This window comes from Photobacterium sanctipauli (assembly GCF_003026495.1).
GTDB classification, from domain to species: domain Bacteria; phylum Pseudomonadota; class Gammaproteobacteria; order Enterobacterales; family Vibrionaceae; genus Photobacterium; species Photobacterium sanctipauli.
Map to the genome: position 1 here is coordinate 146946 of NZ_PYMA01000008.1, position 16307 is coordinate 163252.

Annotated in this window: 12 protein-coding genes and 1 other annotated feature; of the genes, 3 read left to right on the top strand and 9 right to left on the bottom strand. The window is 52.0% G+C overall.

The annotated features are described in order from the left end of the window. Positions 1-28: 28 nt before the first annotated feature. From thrC to thrA, 3 genes are read right to left on the bottom strand one after another with little or no spacing between them, the layout of a single operon-like run. On the bottom strand, positions 29-1312 hold the full coding sequence (gene thrC, locus C9I98_RS14255; RefSeq protein WP_036817771.1) for a threonine synthase: 1284 nt from the start codon (positions 1310-1312) through the stop codon (positions 29-31). A 2-nt stretch (positions 1313-1314) separates the two neighbouring features. Beyond that, positions 1315-2271, bottom strand: coding sequence for a homoserine kinase (gene thrB / locus C9I98_RS14260; RefSeq protein WP_036817768.1), 957 nt, complete (start codon positions 2269-2271; stop codon positions 1315-1317). A 1-nt stretch (position 2272) separates the two neighbouring features. Next, positions 2273-4732 (bottom strand): bifunctional aspartate kinase/homoserine dehydrogenase I, encoded by a 2460-nt coding sequence (gene thrA / locus C9I98_RS14265; protein ID WP_036817766.1) that lies wholly within the window; start codon positions 4730-4732, stop codon positions 2273-2275. Between the two features lie 62 nt (positions 4733-4794). After that, positions 4795-4908 (bottom strand) — a sequence feature (Thr leader region). A gap of 318 nt (positions 4909-5226) precedes the next feature. Between thrA and aceK the strand changes: the two genes are divergently transcribed. Together aceK and C9I98_RS14275 are read left to right on the top strand one after the other, a co-directional pair. Further along, positions 5227-6951: a bifunctional isocitrate dehydrogenase kinase/phosphatase gene (aceK, locus tag C9I98_RS14270; protein ID WP_036817764.1), complete on the top strand. Its 1725-nt coding sequence runs from the start codon at positions 5227-5229 to the stop codon at positions 6949-6951. A 129-nt stretch (positions 6952-7080) separates the two neighbouring features. After that, positions 7081-7542 carry a hypothetical protein gene (locus tag C9I98_RS14275; protein ID WP_036816832.1) on the top strand — a complete coding sequence of 154 codons (462 nt, stop codon included), beginning with the start codon at positions 7081-7083 and terminating at the stop codon, positions 7540-7542. A gap of 90 nt (positions 7543-7632) precedes the next feature. Here the strand turns inward: C9I98_RS14275 and C9I98_RS14280 are convergent, their stop codons facing one another. Together C9I98_RS14280 and C9I98_RS14285 are read right to left on the bottom strand one after the other, a co-directional pair. Next, positions 7633-8130: a putative 4-hydroxy-4-methyl-2-oxoglutarate aldolase gene (locus tag C9I98_RS14280; RefSeq protein ID WP_036816829.1), complete on the bottom strand. Its 498-nt coding sequence runs from the start codon at positions 8128-8130 to the stop codon at positions 7633-7635. A 43-nt stretch (positions 8131-8173) separates the two neighbouring features. Continuing rightward, positions 8174-8575, bottom strand: a complete 402-nt coding sequence (locus tag C9I98_RS14285) for a DUF3293 domain-containing protein (protein ID WP_051901832.1) — start codon at positions 8573-8575, stop codon at positions 8174-8176. 395 nt (positions 8576-8970) lie between these two features. On the opposite strand from C9I98_RS14285, the gene arcA reads away from it, so the two are divergent. Further along, a complete protein-coding gene (gene arcA / locus C9I98_RS14290; RefSeq protein WP_036816827.1) occupies positions 8971-9690 on the top strand; it encodes a two-component system response regulator ArcA in 720 nt (239 codons plus the stop codon). Between the two features lie 95 nt (positions 9691-9785). Here arcA and C9I98_RS14295 read toward each other — a convergent pair whose 3' ends face one another. From C9I98_RS14295 to mnmL, 4 genes are all read right to left on the bottom strand, one after another. Continuing rightward, complete coding sequence (locus C9I98_RS14295) at positions 9786-10436, bottom strand: hypothetical protein (RefSeq protein WP_036816825.1); 651 nt, start codon at positions 10434-10436, stop codon at positions 9786-9788. A 2-nt stretch (positions 10437-10438) separates the two neighbouring features. After that, positions 10439-12802: an aerobic respiration two-component sensor histidine kinase ArcB gene (arcB, locus tag C9I98_RS14300; protein ID WP_036816824.1), complete on the bottom strand. Its 2364-nt coding sequence runs from the start codon at positions 12800-12802 to the stop codon at positions 10439-10441. A gap of 148 nt (positions 12803-12950) precedes the next feature. Further along, on the bottom strand, positions 12951-14780 hold the full coding sequence (locus C9I98_RS14305; protein ID WP_245907164.1) for a sensor domain-containing diguanylate cyclase: 1830 nt from the start codon (positions 14778-14780) through the stop codon (positions 12951-12953). A gap of 208 nt (positions 14781-14988) precedes the next feature. Further along, a complete protein-coding gene (gene mnmL, locus C9I98_RS14310) occupies positions 14989-15930 on the bottom strand; it encodes a tRNA modification radical SAM protein MnmL/YtqA (protein ID WP_107272126.1) in 942 nt (313 codons plus the stop codon). Positions 15931-16307: the final 377 nt, after the last annotated feature.

A 16307-nucleotide genomic window follows, 5' to 3' on the forward strand; every position in this document is an offset into this window, starting at 1 on the left:
TCATCAAACAGGCTTCTGGACTATCCTGTTACTGGGTTGCGCGCAGCACCACTTTCAGCTGTTCAAAATCGTTATCGCGCTCAAGCGACAGTAGCTCCATCGCATTGTGCTTAGCCAGTGGGGCCGGCAATGGAATATCCTTGCCCAAGATCTCATCCACGACTTCTTTGAACTTGGCCGGATGGGCAGTACACAAGAACAGGCCGGTTTCACCCTCGGTCAGCTGCTCGGTCAGCACACGGTAGGCGATAGCGCCGTGCGGTTCGCATAGGTAATCCGCCTCTTCCATTGCCTTCAATGTCTCAGCCGTTTGCTCATCGGTCACCGCGCCGTAGCCCAGCTCATCCAAGCCCCAGCCTTTCAAGCGGCACAGCTCTTCGATACGCGGCCAGTTGTTTGGCTGGCTAACATCCATGGCATTGGAGATAGTGGGTACCGTTGGCTCCGGTGCCCAAGTTCCGGTTTTCAGATAACGAGGCACAGTATCGTTAACGTTGGTTGCGGCAATGAAGCGCTTAACCGGCAAGCCAATCGCCTTGGCCAGCAAGCCCGCTGTCAGGTTACCGAAGTTACCGCTTGGCACCGAGATCACCAGCTCATTACGCTTGTCTTTCGGCAGTTGAGCAACCGCTTCGAAGTAGTAACAGATCTGCGCCATCAGGCGACTGATATTAATAGAGTTAGCCGAGTTTAACCCGACTTCTTGGCGCAGCTCGGCATCATCAAACGCTTGCTTAACCAATGCCTGGCAATCATCAAAGGTGCCGTTCACCGCAACCGTGGTGATATTGCCGCCCAAGGTACAAAACATCTTCTCCTGTAGCGGGCTGATCTTGCCCTTAGGATATAGGATCACAACCTTGATGTTCTCCATACCATAGAAGGCATGGGCAACAGCGGCACCGGTATCGCCCGACGTCGCCGTTAAGATAGTGATATTGCCTTCGGCATCACTTACGGCTGCCAGAGATTGGGCCATGAAGCGACCACCGAAATCTTTAAATGCCAACGTCGGGCCGTGGAACAGCTCAAGGGCGAAGACATCATCGGTCACTTTCTCGACAGGCGCCGGGAACTGGAAGGCATTGCCGACCATCTGGCCAACGGTTTCTGCCGCCAGTTCCTCACCAATAAAGGCTGATAGGATCTTGCTGCTGCGGCTGTTGAAATCCATATCAAGCAATGCCTCAACATTGTCGAAATATGGCAGTTCAGCCGGGAAGAATAGACCTTGGTTGCTACCCAGGCCCTGTCGTACCGCCTGACCAAACGATACTTGTTCTTGGTGTTCTTTTAAGTTGTATAGCTTCATGGTTACAGCTCACTTCCTGTTACTTTCGAGCCTTGGCTGTCTAGGCGACAGACATGGACAAATCCTTCATCATTCTGAACATAATGATCTTGCAACCATCGTGCAATACGTTTTGCTACTTCGAGGTCATTACAAACACTGAACATGGTCGGTCCGGAGCCAGATATTCCGCTGGCCAACGCGCCTGCCTCCAGTGCGTACTGTCGCGACTCGGCAAAACCAGGCAACAAACGCTCACGGTATGGTTCAGCCACAACATCTTTGATCATTTTTGCTGCCAGCTCAGGTTGCTGCGAGTGGCACGCATGAATAAAGCCCCCAAGGTAACGGCCGTGGGCAATCACATCCTGGCGGCGGTACTGCGACGGCAAGATAGCTCGCGCTTCCGCAGTCGGCACTTTGATCCCCGGGTAGGCCATCACCCAGTACCAGTCTTCGAAGCAAGGTACCGGTTGGCTGATAATACCCAGCTCCTCAACCATAAACTGCAAGCCACCAAGGTAGCATGGCGCAACGTTATCGTAGTGCAGGCTGCCCGAGATCTCCGCTTCCATTTCCCCCATCAATGCCAGCAACTCAGTTTCGTTGAGCGGCAAATCATGGTACTGGTTCAGCGCATCCAGCGCAGCCACAATCGAACAGGCACTGGAACCTAGCCCCGAGCCAATCGGCATGTTCTTTTCCAGCGTCATGACCACAGGCTTAACAACCAAACCACGCTTGTCCAACTCACGGCCAAACACCTGCCAGCAGCGGTAGACAATATTCTCTTCCGCTTGCTGTGGCAGCTTGTCGACAAAATTGCCGACACACTCAAGGGTAAAGGGCTGATCGCCCGCCGCCACTTTAACTCGGTCCCCAAGCAGGGTGCCATCTATTGGCGATACCGCCGCACCGAGGACGTCAAAGCCAACACTGACATTGCCGATAGAAGCCGGCGCATAAACAACAACACTCATCTTATACCCCCAGTTTCCAGCCTAGCGTACGCATCAAGTCGGCAAACACACCGGCTGCCGTTACTTCGGTACCGGCACCGTAGCCGCGAAGAACAAGTGGGATCGGCTGGTAGTAGCGACTGTAGAAGGCCAGCGCATTCTCGCCATCTTTGATCTTGAACATCGGGTCATCCGGGTTCACCGCCGCAATTTTCACCGAGCAGCGCCCTTGGTCGATTTCACCGACATAGCGCAGTACCTTGCCTTCCTCTGCGGCTTCTTCAGACAGTTGCTTGAAGTACGCATCCGCTTCCGGCAGGCGAGCCATAAACTCAGCAACCGAGCCACTGTCATCAAAGCCTGGCGGCAGGGCTTGCTCAACCACAACATCGTCAAGCTCCAGCGCCATGCCAGATTCACGGGCCAAAATCAGTAGCTTACGCGCAACATCCATACCAGATAGGTCATCACGAGGATCCGGCTCGGTAAAGCCGTTGTCACGTGCCACCGTGGTTGCCTCGCTAAAGCTCATGCCTTCATCCAGCTTGCCGAAGATATAAGACAGCGAACCAGACAGGATCCCGGAGAAGCGCTCTAGCTCATCACCCGCAGCCATCAAGTTTTGCAAGTTTTCGATAACAGGCAGGCCAGCACCGACTGTAGTGTCATACATAAACTTACGACGAGTAGAACGTGCAGCTTGGCGCAACTGCTGGTAGTAAGCCATGCTAGCCGTATTGGCTTTCTTGTTCGGGGTGATCACGTGGAAACCCGCGGCAAGGTAATCAGCATATTGCTCCGCGATCCCTTGGTCGGAGGTACAGTCGATGATCACCGGGTTGATGATATGGTTGCGCTGCACCAACTGGATCATGCGGGCCAGCGTTAACGGCTCTTCTACCTGGCCCATGGCATCGCGCCAGTTTTCAAGCGGTAGCCCGTTGCTATCAAGCAACAGTCCCTTGCTATTGGCCAGGCCGCAAACCCGGATTTCGATGCCATTTTCAGACAGCTTCGCCTGCTGGCGTTGGATCTGATCCACCAACTCGCCACCAACACCGCCGACACCAATCACAAAGACATCGAGGAAGTGCTTACTGTTAAATAGGTTCTCGTGACAAGCTTTCACCGCCTCAGACACTTTTACATCAGGGATCACGGCTGAAATCGCACGCTCCGACGAACCTTGGGCAATCGCCACGATATTGACATCCACTTCCGACAAAGAGGTAAAGAAGCGCGATGCCACCCCGCGGGAAGTACGCATACCGTCACCCACCAGGGTAACAATCGCCACGTTATCCATGAACTCAACCGGCTCAAGGAAGCCTTCTTTGAGCTCCAACTCGAAGTTGTCTTGCAGGGCCTGCTCTGCAGCCTGCTTGTCACCGCTCTCGATACAGAAGCTAATGCTGTACTCCGACGATGACTGGGTGATCAGGACAATGGATACACCGGCTGTCGACATGGCACCGAATACGCGCGCCGCCATACCCACCATGCCTTTCATGCCTGGGCCTGAAATGTTCACCATGGTGAGATCTTTTAGGGTCGTGATCCCTTTGATATCGAGCTGATCTTCACCGGTATCCAAGCCAATCAGCGTACCGGCACCTTGCGGGCTGAAGCTATTTTTGATCAAGCAAGGAATGTGGAACTGGGCAATCGGCGCGATCGTTTTCGGGTGAAGTACCGAGGCACCAAAATAAGAAAGCTCCATGGCTTCTTGGTAGCTTAGCGACTTAAGCAAGCGGGCGTCCGGCACCAAGCGCGGGTCGCAGCTATATACGCCGTCAACATCGGTCCAGATTTCGCAGCACTCAGCCCGCAAGCACGCCGCCAATACCGCAGCAGAATAATCCGAGCCGTTACGGCCCAGCGTGACCAGCTCACCCTTTTCGTTGCCCGCGGTAAAGCCAGGCATAATATTGACGTGGCCAACCGGCAGCGGGTTGCGCTTGAAGTTCTGGGTTGAAATTTCGATATCAACATGCGCCTCAAGGTAATCACCTTCGGCATACAGGTAGCTTACCGGGTCAATCAGGCTTGCCGCCTGGCCTTTTGCCTCAAGCAATGTTTGCATAGCCGCAATCGACAAACGCTCGCCCTTACTGATGATCTTGGCGTAAACGTTGTCTGGGCAAAGGCCCAATAGCTTAATGCCGTGAACATACTGGCTTAGCTGGCCTAGCGAGCTTGCCAACTTGGCATCCATCGCATTCTTGTCAAATGCCGGCTCCAGCTCCTTCAAGCCAGTGAACAAGTTTTTAAATACTGATTCTAGATCAGCCACTTGAAGTTCCGCTTCGCCGTACTTAACCGTATTATCAATCACCGCCACCAGCTTATTGGTCACCTTGCCCGGTGCCGATAACACCACAGAGACATCCCCCTGCTGCGCGTTATTCGCAATGATGTCTGCCGCTCGTGAAAAACGGTCGGCGTCTGCCAAAGATGATCCGCCAAACTTTAATACTCGCATTCCCTACTCCCAACTTCCTTAACCTGTTCCCTGTAGCCACAGAGCAATAACTGCCAAATAGTAAAAAAAAAGCCCACACCTTGGAGGGTGCGGGCTTTTTTTAAAATCCTCTACGCATCAGCCCGCCCCAACACGCATGGTGCCGGTAATAATGGTGGTGATAATTGAGCTGATGACGTTAAACATAGCTGTCCTGATATACTGCCAATTGTTTGTATTTATTTACGTTTACCTGAATAGGCTGCCAGAGTCAACATAAAAAGGCGATTATATAGCTCATCGAACCAGCAAGCAGGGCAAGATTTCAACATCAATGCATACCTTTTGAACATAAAACCAAGCAATTGATTGCACTCTACTCTTTACCGTTGCATAGTAAAGTTCTGGTGCTTTTTTATCCATTTGCCAGTTCGGTAAATCAGTGCCAACAATATTTATACCGTTAGTCTTTCCCCATTTGCGAGGATGGGAATAACGATTCGGAGGGATCCCGAATGACCGCAGCAATGGAACAACTGGTTGCCCACACCATTTTGCAGGGCTTTGATGCAATGTACGGCCGCTTTCTCGATGTGACAGCGGGTGCCCAAGAGCGGTTCGAGGCAAAGAATTGGCCTGCCGTTCAGCAAGCCCTGAAAACCCGGATCAAGTTCTACGATCATCACGTAGGCCTTGTCACCAGCCAAATTCAAATCATGCTTGGCAAGCGCTACGCCAACCATACCTTCCTGATGGGGGTCAAAGCTTCCTACGAAGATCTCCTATTGGATTACCCTCGCTATGAAATTGCCGAAAGCTTTTTCAATTCAGTCTATTGCCGCATCTTCGAGCATCGCAACATCAACCGCGATAAGCTTTTTGTCCATAGCTCGCAAGAAGGTAGGGTTCCCCCTTACCCAACCTCACTGACCCGGCTTTACAACACGGGCGCAGGGTTGCACTCGTTGCTCGATCGCATTCTCGATGACACTCCCTTCACCCTTGAATGGCAAGACAAGGCGCGGGATATCCAACTGATCAGCCAACGGCTCCACCGCGAGCTGGGTGTTGCGATCACCAGCCAACCGGTCATCGAAATGATCAGGGAACCCTTTTTCCGTAACAAGGCCGCCTACCTGATTGGCCGGCTGCGCATCGACGACGATCGTAGTATCCCCTTGGTATTCCCGGTATTAACCACCACTGACAATACCCTGTACATCGACGCCTGCCTGTGCGATGTCGATGACGTCAGTATCTTGTTCGGCTTCGCCCGCTCCTATTTTATGGTCTACGCACCAGCGCCTGCGGCATTGGTCCATTTCCTCAACGAGCTGATACCGAACAAAACCCAGGCCGAGCTATATACTGCAATCGGCTGTCAAAAACACGGTAAAACAGAGCTTTACCGAGAGTTCTTGCACCATCTGGAAAACTCGGACGACAAGTTTGTCACCGCGCCAGGCATCAAGGGGATGGTGATGTCGGTATTTACCCTGCCGTCATATGATTTCGTGTTCAAGATCATCAAGGATAAGTTCGCCCCCCAAAAAGACATCAACCACGCCACGGTCAAAGAGAAGTACAAGCTGGTAAAAGAGCACGACCGGGTCGGCCGTATGGCTGACACCCAGGAATACCGAAACTTCACTTTCGAGCGCCACCGCTTCAGCGATGAGCTGTTGCAAGAGTTGCTCGAGGTTGCCCCTTCGATTATCAAAGTAACCGATGATCAAATCATCATTAAGCACCTCTACACCGAGCGTAGGATGATCCCGTTCAATATCTACATTGAACAAGCCAACGATGACGATCTTCGCCACGCCGTGGATGAATACGGCAAGTCGATTAAGCAGCTGGCTGCCGCCAACATCTTCCCGGGCGACATGCTGTTCAAGAACTTTGGCGTTACCCGCCACAAGCGGGTGGTGTTTTATGATTATGACGAAATCAGCTACATGACCGAGATGAACTTCCGCCAAATCCCGCCGCCTCGCTATCCGGAGGACGAAATGGCCGCCGAGCCTTGGTACAGCGTTGGGGTAAACGATGTGTTCCCGGAGGAGTTCAGAACCTTCCTGCTGATCAACCCAACGGTGAGAAAACTGTTTAACGAGCTGCACAGTGATTTGTTCGAACCCAAATACTGGCAACAGCTTCAGCAAAATATTAAAAACGGGGTCTATGAAGACGTTTTCCCTTACCGAAGCCAGCTTAGGTTACATAAATTACAAGCGTAAGGGTCGAGTTCAGTTGCATAAACCAGTGTCTTTTTTATGCAACTTATCCTAGTATTAATTTGCTATATAAAAAATAAGACACACAAAAAACGATAAAATACACAATAAAAAATACAGGGAAGGTGAAGCATGAGAAAAATGCTTTTCACAGTTGCCCTGCTGGTAGTGGCATTACCAACAACAGCAGCCGAAAATGGAATATTCGATATCCTTGATGACGACGATTCGTCATCGGGGTGGTTCTTGTCGTCGCAATCCCGGGGGGCAGAGCATTTCGACCTGTGGCAAATCGATAGTGGCTATTCTTACTCCATCGGTGATAAAACCGAGCTGTACTTAAGCACCAGGCTAAAGTCGGGCAACGAACTGCATTCGGCAAGCCGAGGGCTGCTGTCCGGGGTCAAATATAGTCTCTCCCGCAAACTTAGCTTAAAAAGTGCCTTAACGTCAGAGACCTACGACCGCGAAACCACCATGGGCGTGGAGGTTTCCAGCCAGTACGAAGTAACCGATTCATTAAACCTGCACGCCACCATGGACTATGAAGCCCTGGAACAAATCTACCAGGTTGGTATCGGCTTTAAGTTCTAGCCTCCCCCCAATGCACTTAGGCCGAAATCAGATCCGGCCTTGCTCTTTGCTTTGCTCTCAAACCCGTTTTGCCCATCAAGCCTGGTGTGGCTATGAGGGCACAACGGACAGATCCAACGGCTCTTTGCTGAAGATAACCCCGTTCAAATCGGCATAGATCATATCGCCTGGATAAACCAAGGTATGGGCGACGGTAAGGGTGACATTCTGCTCCCCGGTTTGTCGCTTGACGGTTTTGATCGGGCAGGTGCCCAACGCCTTCACCCCGATATCAATCGTCGCCAGTGTGGCGATATCCCGTGCCGCGCCGTTAATCACGATACCTTCCCAGCCATTCTTGTGGGCCAACATCGCCAGCTGGTCGCCAAGCAGCGCCTTGGTGCTCGAACCATGGCCGTCAATAAACAACACCTTGCCCTTACCCGGAGAAGAGACAATGTCGCGTACCAAGCTGTTGTCCTCAAAACAGCGCAGGGTCACGACTTCACCGTAGAACACCTTGCGCCCGCCGTAGTCATGCATCGCTAAAGGTAACCAGTGAATATCCTGCTCGTAGTGATCACACAAATCAGGTAAGAGATCATTCATGCTTTTCTCCTTGCATCGATGTTGAGCTGCTATCGCTTCCCCACTAAGTGTAGAGAAAGCTAGGCCAATCACCCAATCTTTGTATTTCATGGCCTTGCAATAGCACTGGTACCAAGTACAGATCGTTTCCCTCAACCCAGTAAATGGCGTTCTGCCCCCAGCGCCGGGCCAGGTTGATGGCCGAGGCAAGCGGGAGCCCCGCCATCACCCCCAGCTCCTGCCAATCACCGTCAATGGCGCTACACGAGATAGGCCGCAACTGCAGTGTAAGAGTGGATAATTCATTCACCAGCATATGATGCCGTTTTTTATTCACCTGATGGCTAATAACAATGCTTCTTGGATTAAATGCTGTTAGAATTGCAAAGCAAGGGTAAACAGGGTGTTGCTTCAAGTTAAAGACAACTGATTGATAGCTACACCACAACGATAGTTGTTCACACATAAACAGCTACGCCTCGGACAACACGGATTATTTTTGTAGCCAATGTTAAACAAAGTGAAGATTCGTAATACAGTTCATTCTGTTTGATGTAAATCAAGAAAGTGTCCGAAAGCAGTATCGAAACAAAGCCCGATTATTGTTAGCGAGCTGTTAAGTGAATACAATCGTCGCCATCTCAGGGATATTGTAGCCAATGCCTTTAAATTTTGGGCTTTTCCGGCAAGAAATGATCATCTTCGATGATGCTGGATAAATGGATGGCGTACCAAGCAGGCCGCTGAATTGAGCGATAACGTGTATTTTCCGTAATACTTTGCCTGTATGTGAATTTTTTTTATAGAATTTAACTATTCTGTTTTTGACCAGATTCCGTTTTGAGAAATTAGGTACTGCCAATGCAAACCCCTCACATTCTTATTGTAGAAGACGAGCACGTAACACGTAACACCCTGAAGAGCATCTTCGAAGCAGAGGGTTATACTGTTTTTGAAGCAAACGACGGCGCAGAAATGCACCAGATGCTTTCAGAGCACCCTGTTCACCTAGTGATCATGGACATCAACCTGCCAGGCAAAAACGGCCTGCTACTTGCCCGTGAACTGCGCGAGCAAGGCGATATGGCACTGATGTTCCTAACAGGCCGTGACAACGAAGTTGACAAGATCCTAGGTCTTGAAATCGGTGCTGATGACTACATCACTAAACCATTCAACCCACGTGAGCTAACTATCCGTGCGCGTAACCTACTGACTCGCGCAATGAACCAAGGCCTACCAACAGAAGACAAGCGTCTGGTTGAGCGCTACGAGTTCAACGGTTGGTCACTTGAGATCAACAGCCGTTCTCTAGTTAGCCCAAGCGGTGATCAGTTCAAGCTGCCACGTTCAGAGTTCCGTGCCCTACTTCACTTCTGTGAGAACCCAGGCAAGATCCAAACGCGTGCCGAGCTACTGAAGAAGATGACCGGCCGTGAGCTTAAGCCACACGACCGTACGGTTGACGTAACGATTCGTCGCATCCGTAAGCACTTCGAATCTGTTGCTGATACGCCAGAAATCATTGCAACCATTCACGGTGAAGGCTACCGCTTCTGTGGCGATCTAGACGAAGAGTAATTCGTTGTAGCCAAGCATTTTCAATTGCTTAATACCGTAATGAAAAAAGGCTCTATAAAGAGCCTTTTTTAGTATTTGAGCAACGCGCCAGGCCACTAATACACCTGGTCAATCACAATCCCTTTTTCCACCAAAATATGTTCGCTGCCTTTGAACAGCACGGTTACCGCAATATCGGCCTTGCTGCCCGGTACCCATTCAGGCCCACCGCTTAATGCCACTTCAACGCTCATTTCACCGGCAGCACGGATATCGAGCCCCTCGCTAGCCAGCCATTGCTGATCGCCTTGCACAATCATGACCTGCAGCACTTCCACCCCTTGCGGCAAAGGCTTCATATCTTGCGCCAGCAGTTTTATCGAGGCAAATAGCTTATTGGCCGGGCTGGTACCGTCATCGCCAATCACCGGCATCGAGTTGAGCCATAAATCACTGCCAAGGTTCAATTTCACGCCGCCGAGCTCCAATTCACTCGGAGATTGCCAAATATCGACCTCGGCAGGCAACTGGGCCGGTGCTGATGGCGATTCTGCCCCAGAAGAACCCGCGGTATCTTTGCCGCCCTCAGTCTCATCGGCGGCTTTCGCACCATCCTCACCAGTCATATCCGATGGCTCACCCTCCCCCGGCATGGCTTGTTCCGCACCGGGATCTTGCGACTGAGCCTTTTCAGGCTGATCTCGCTCACCGCAAGCCGTAAGCGCCAGCAATAGGGTACTGGCAACTACCCATTCCCTCGCTCTCATCGTTACTTCTCCTGCTGAGCTAACCACTCTTTGAGGACCTTAAGATCATTGTGATAGCCCTCTTTGATTTCATCAACCCAGTCATTGATATTTTCCCACCATGCCGGCAGCTCTGGCGACTGTGCCTTTTGTGCCACTTGCTGGATATGCTTGAGGCCGATTGAGCCCGCCGCCCCTTTGATTTTATGGGCTTCGAACTTGATCCCGTCTTGATCCTTGGCGGTCATGTTTGAATCAAGGATCTCAATGTATTCCGGCATCTTCTCTTCGAACATCGCAATACTGTCGTACACCGGCTTGGTGCCGACAATCTCGACATACGAGCTCAGCATTTCGAGGTCGAGCAACTGATTAATCGTTTCATCGCTTGGAGCATTATCATCGCTTTGCACCTCAACCTCCTCGCTTTCTTCTTCGTCATCCAACGGACAGGTCAATACCAAACGCTGGATAACATCCGTAATTGCCTTAACACTCAAAGGCTTGCTGATAGCATCATCCATACCTTTTCCAAGGTACTCATTTTTATCCTTGATCACATTCGCGGTTAGCGCCACCAAAGCCGGCAAGTAGTCGTATTGCTCCCGCAGCTGCTTGGCAATATCGAAGCCCGACATATCCGGCAATTGAATATCAAGCAACACCAGATCATATGCCTCAGGATCAAACATGGCCAATGCCTCATCCCCCCGCATGGCCACCGTTACCTCATGGCCAAGGCTCTCAAGCAATGCCTTGGCAACGGTGATGTTCAGCTCGATGTCTTCCACCATGAAGATGTTCAGGCTGGCCTGAGGGATCTGAGGCATCACCTCTTCCTCTTCCACCACATCCACCAGCGGCGCGGTCAGGGTAACGGTAAACGTACTTCCCTCGCCGACTTCGGAGGTCACGGTGATATCCCCACCCATCATCTGCACCAGCTGACGGGAAACCGCCAAGCCAATGCCTGTCCCTACCGCGTGGAGGTTGTCGTTCTCATCCTTGACCTGATAGTACATGGCAAAAATCTTATCGAGTTCGCCCTGCGGGATCCCGATACCGCTATCCTCCACCTCAAAGGTAATATGGGCTTGCTCATCGACAACGTCGCTGCTGACCGACATCACCACCCCGCCGTCCTTGGTGAACTTGGTCGCATTGCTCATCAAGTTCCACAGCACTTGGCGCAGGCGGGTCGCATCGACATTGATGTTTCTCGGCAGCTCAGTAAGCCTTTCAAGATCAAAGCGTAGTCCTTTTTGCTCTGCCATCAGGCTGGAAATGTTGTCCATTTCGCAAACAAACTCTTCAAAGTCCATGGGTTTCGGCATCAGCTCCAGGCGGCGGCGATCCGACTTGTCCATGTCGATAATGTCATTGAAGATATTGCCCAAGGTGATCGCGCTAACGTGGATGGTGCGCATGTAATCGCGCTGCTCGTCGTTAAGCCTGGTTTCCAGCAACATTCGGCTCAGGCCGACAATACCGTTCAGCGGGGTGCGCAGCTCGTGGCTGATGGTAGAAATAAAGGCAGTCTTGTCGCGGCTGGCCTTCTCCTGTGCTTCTTCATATTGCTTGCGCTCGGTTATATCCCGGCCGAAGCCCATTAGGCCAAGGCGTCGCCCGTCACGGCTATAGAAAGGCACCTTACGCAACTCGAACACCGCCTTGCGGCCATCGGGATAGTCCAGCCACTGCTCGTAGGTCAGCGAGACATTTTGGTGGAAGACATGCTGGTCGGTTTCGACAATCTTGCGCGCGACGTCTTCGCTGTAAACATCCCATGGGGTCAGGCCAACCAGCTGCTTCTCGCTGCGGTTGGTCAGCTCTTCCATTGCGCGGTTGCAGCCAGAAAACTCGCCCTTTTCATTGCGGTAATAAATCAAGTCTGGCGACGCATCGAGGAACGACTTCAGCAATGCGCTTTGCTCGGCAAGTTCGAGCTGGGCGTTCTCGCGTTGGTAGACCTCGTTTTCAAGATCGGACATCGCCTCCTGGCGCGCCTCCTCCGCCTTTTCACGCTCTTCGATTTCAAGGTTCAGTTGGCTGATGTTGTCCTGCAACTGCTTGTTCAGCTGCATATCGCGCGAGCGCATCTCTTCAAGCTTGGTCACCAGCTTTGACAAGCGCTGGCGCGACTCTTCGAGCTGGTCGACCACCACCGACAAGAAATAGACCGCCCAGGGGGTGATCAGCAAACCAAAGAAGACCGATCGCACAATGTCGATATCGAGGACTTCGCCTTGCAGCACCAAGGTGACGCCCACCTGTACCACGACAGCCAGCGCAACCAAGGCCAATGCCAACAACAAACTGAAGCGGACAAGCCCCAGCTTGACCATAAGATCAACGTAAAATTGCGCCAGTACTTTGATTTGTTTCATTCTTTTTTCCCGTAAGTTCCATCAGGAGAGCTATTTCCATCATAAAGGGCCAGGGCCAATAACCCAAGGACATACGCCACATTCGCGCGTCCCTGCTCTTCCACTTCCCCTTAACAACAAAGCCTGCATGATGCAGGCTTTGTTGCGGTTAAAATTCATCGTTATCCGACATCGACATGGTGCGGTTGCGTCCCATCGCCTTGGCCTTGTACAGGGCAATATCGGCCATTTCGACCAGCTCGCCGTAATCCTGCCCCGGCATCGGGGTGATGGTTGCCACACCAAGACTGACCGTCAGCTTGGTGTCGACTTCCGAGTACATATGGGTCAAGCCTTTGTCAGACAGCGCGCGGTGTACCTTCCAAGCCACCTTTTCCCCGCCGGCAAGGTCGGTATTCGGTAGCAAGAAGGCAAATTCCTCGCCGCCATAGCGGGCGACGACATCGGTCTCGCGGTGGACAACACTGCGCAGCACCTTGGCAACTTCCCGCAAGGCGAAATCCCCTTGCTGGTGCCCATAGTTGTCATTGAAGGCTTTGAAATAATCGATATCGCACAGGATCAAGGTGAGCGGGTGCTGCTCGCGAATATGGCCATGCCACATCCGCTGCAATTGCTCATCAAAGCTGCGGCGGTTGGCGACCTTGGTCAGGCTATCAATAAAGCTCAGCTCCTGCAGCTCCATGATAGCGTCAGCCAGCTGCTGCTCGGCCATCTTGCGCTCGGTGACATCCCGCGCCATTACCAGCACGCCCATGGTGCCGTCGGTCGGATCGCGATAAGGGGATTTCAGCACCTCGTACCAAATTGGCGTGCCGTCGTCCAAAATCACGTAGTCATCCATTTTGATGCTTTCGCCCTGCTTGATAACCTGCAAGTCCGTCTGTTGGAACACGGCCCACTGCTCGGGCTTGAGCACATCCTTCGCCCGCTTGCCAAGCAAGCTTTCCGATGTATGGCCCAACGAACGGGCAAATGGCTCGTTACAACCAACGTACACGCCGTGCTCGTTATACAAGCCGATCGGGTCTTGGCTGGCATTCAAAATGGTATCAAGCAAGGTATTGCGTTGCGCCAATGCCTGCTCGGTGACTTCCCGCTTTTCAATCTCATTGGTCAGCACTTCCTGCATTTCATGCCAGTCGGTCACATCATGGCTAATGCTCAGGGTGCCAATGGCCTCGCCCGTATCGCCAATCAGCAAATTTCGGTTGGTCTCCAGCAAGCGGCTCGAGCCGTCCGGCGCCGTCGTCCAGCTATGCGTCGCACCACTCACCACGGGAAGGGCAATATCATGATCGGCAACGCCTTCTTCCACCCGGCCACGCCAGAAACGGTCAAAGGCCTTGTTGGTACCAATCAGCGCACCGGTTTTATCCTGGAAATAGACCAATTCAGACAACGAGTTCAGCACTTGCTGGAAAACCCGCTGCTCTTGCTCCAGCTTGGCATGGTTGCCCCGCTTTTCCCGCTTGAGCTCCACAAACAGCATCCAGCACGGCTGCCATTGGCAACGCACCGACTGGCCTGAAATCGACAGCTTGACGGCTTTACCGTTTAGCAGTTGGTACTCTTCTTCAATATTTTTAAAGCCGCTGAGCTTGTTAAGCGGGCGCAGGAAGTCGCTGACCATCTGGGCGCTGATATCATCCGGGTAAAGGTAGCGGTCATTGATTTTTCTCACCCCCATCAACTCGCGGCAGGGCTTGTTGGCATAGAGCAAGCTACAGTCTTTTTTCCTCAGCACGGCAACCGCAATCGGCATATTGGTGAGGGTCGCGTGCATTTTGCGAAAGGAGAGAAATTCAAGGTGGTGAATCAATAACACCAGTAAGCCGCACCCCACCACGATGGCCAAGATCAGCAAGGAAAGTAATAGCGTCGGGTTGGCGTTGCCCAGCATATTCGCCTTGGCTGGTGCAGAAAAACCAGCAAGGCTGACACTCAAACACAGTGTCAGTGATGCATATCCAGGCACGATAGCTTTGCCCCCCTGATTGAACGGGCAGCCAAGTTACAGCACAGAGATAAGAAAAGGCTTATAGTTTCCCGCCAGAAGGTCAGCATAGGCTTTGATTAGGTACATATAATTGCCCGTAATCTACCATATTTCGCAACAGGAACTTAACCCTTCTCTCTGCTTTTACTGCTGTTTACGCCATGTTCAGCCCTTAAGGACTCGATATTCAGCCTTTGCGAACGATAGGTTGGTAGACAAACGGCTCGCCAACAGCGCTGCCCTGCGCACCTTGGCTATCGAGGTTGCGGCCAATGTCGGTCATCGCCAACCAGCGGTTTTCGCACCACTCCGGCGCCAGCAAGGTTGGCTTGCGTGCGCTGGCTGACACGCGGTGGAACACGACGTCTGGCGGGGTCAGGCGGATCATCTCGGAGGCAATATCAGTGTATTGCTCTAGCGTGAGCTCGGATAAGCGCCCGGCCTTCCATGACAAGCCCATGATGCTGCCTTCGACAATGTGCAGCGGGTGAAGCTTGATACCATCGACACCGGCGGCCACCGTGCGGCGAATCGTCTCGAGGTTGTCCTCCTTGGTGTCCCCCGGCAGTCCGACAATCAAGTGGGCGCATACTTTCAACCCCAGCGCGCGGGCACGCTTGGTGATCGCCTCGTAGCAAGCAAAGTCATGGCCGCGGTTGATACGCTTCAACGTTTTGTCATTGGCCGTCTGCAAGCCGAGCTCTAGCCAAATTTCATAGCCCTGCTCATGGTAGCTGGCCAATAATTCCAATACCTCATCCGGCACGCAATCCGGACGGGTGCCCACACACAGACCGACAATGTCGGCAGCCTCCAGGGCTTCCTCATACATCGCCTTCAGTGTTTGTACCTCGGCATAGGTGCTGGTGTAGGCCTGGAAGTAAGCCAGATAGCGCTTGGCGCGGTTAACCTCGCCGGCACGCTGCTGCAATTGCTCGCCGATGGGCTTGTACTGCGCTTGCTCGTCGGCAAAAGAGGCAACATTGCAGAAGGTGCAGCCACCGCGGCCAATGGTGCCGTCGCGGTTCGGACAGCTAAACCCACCGTGCAAAGTCAGTTTGTGCACCTTCTCTCCATAGCGGCGTTGTAAGTCTTGTCCAAAAGTATTGACCAGTTCATGCAGCTGCATCTTGTCACCCAATGTGTCGGTTGTTGAAAAAAGCGGCACAGGTTAACACTGAATACCCGCCTAGAATTTGTGCCAAAGCAAAAAAAGCCAATATTTTCGTGCTTCACTTTGGCTGAAACTAAGCAACAACATGCTGAAACAGTCGGTAAACACCGCCATTTATTCATAACCTTATAGCCAGCAGGGTTACTAGCAGGATTTTATGCAAAATGAGAACCATTCCCGAATATTCACCCAGCAAAAAGCAAAAATGATGCATTCTGGGTAAAGGGAATGATGGCTTGAGGTTAATTTTTGTTGGTAATTAATAAATCAAAAATGTAGGATAGTTACAGCTGTGTGCAATTTATGAACAATAAATGTGACTGTATATTGCC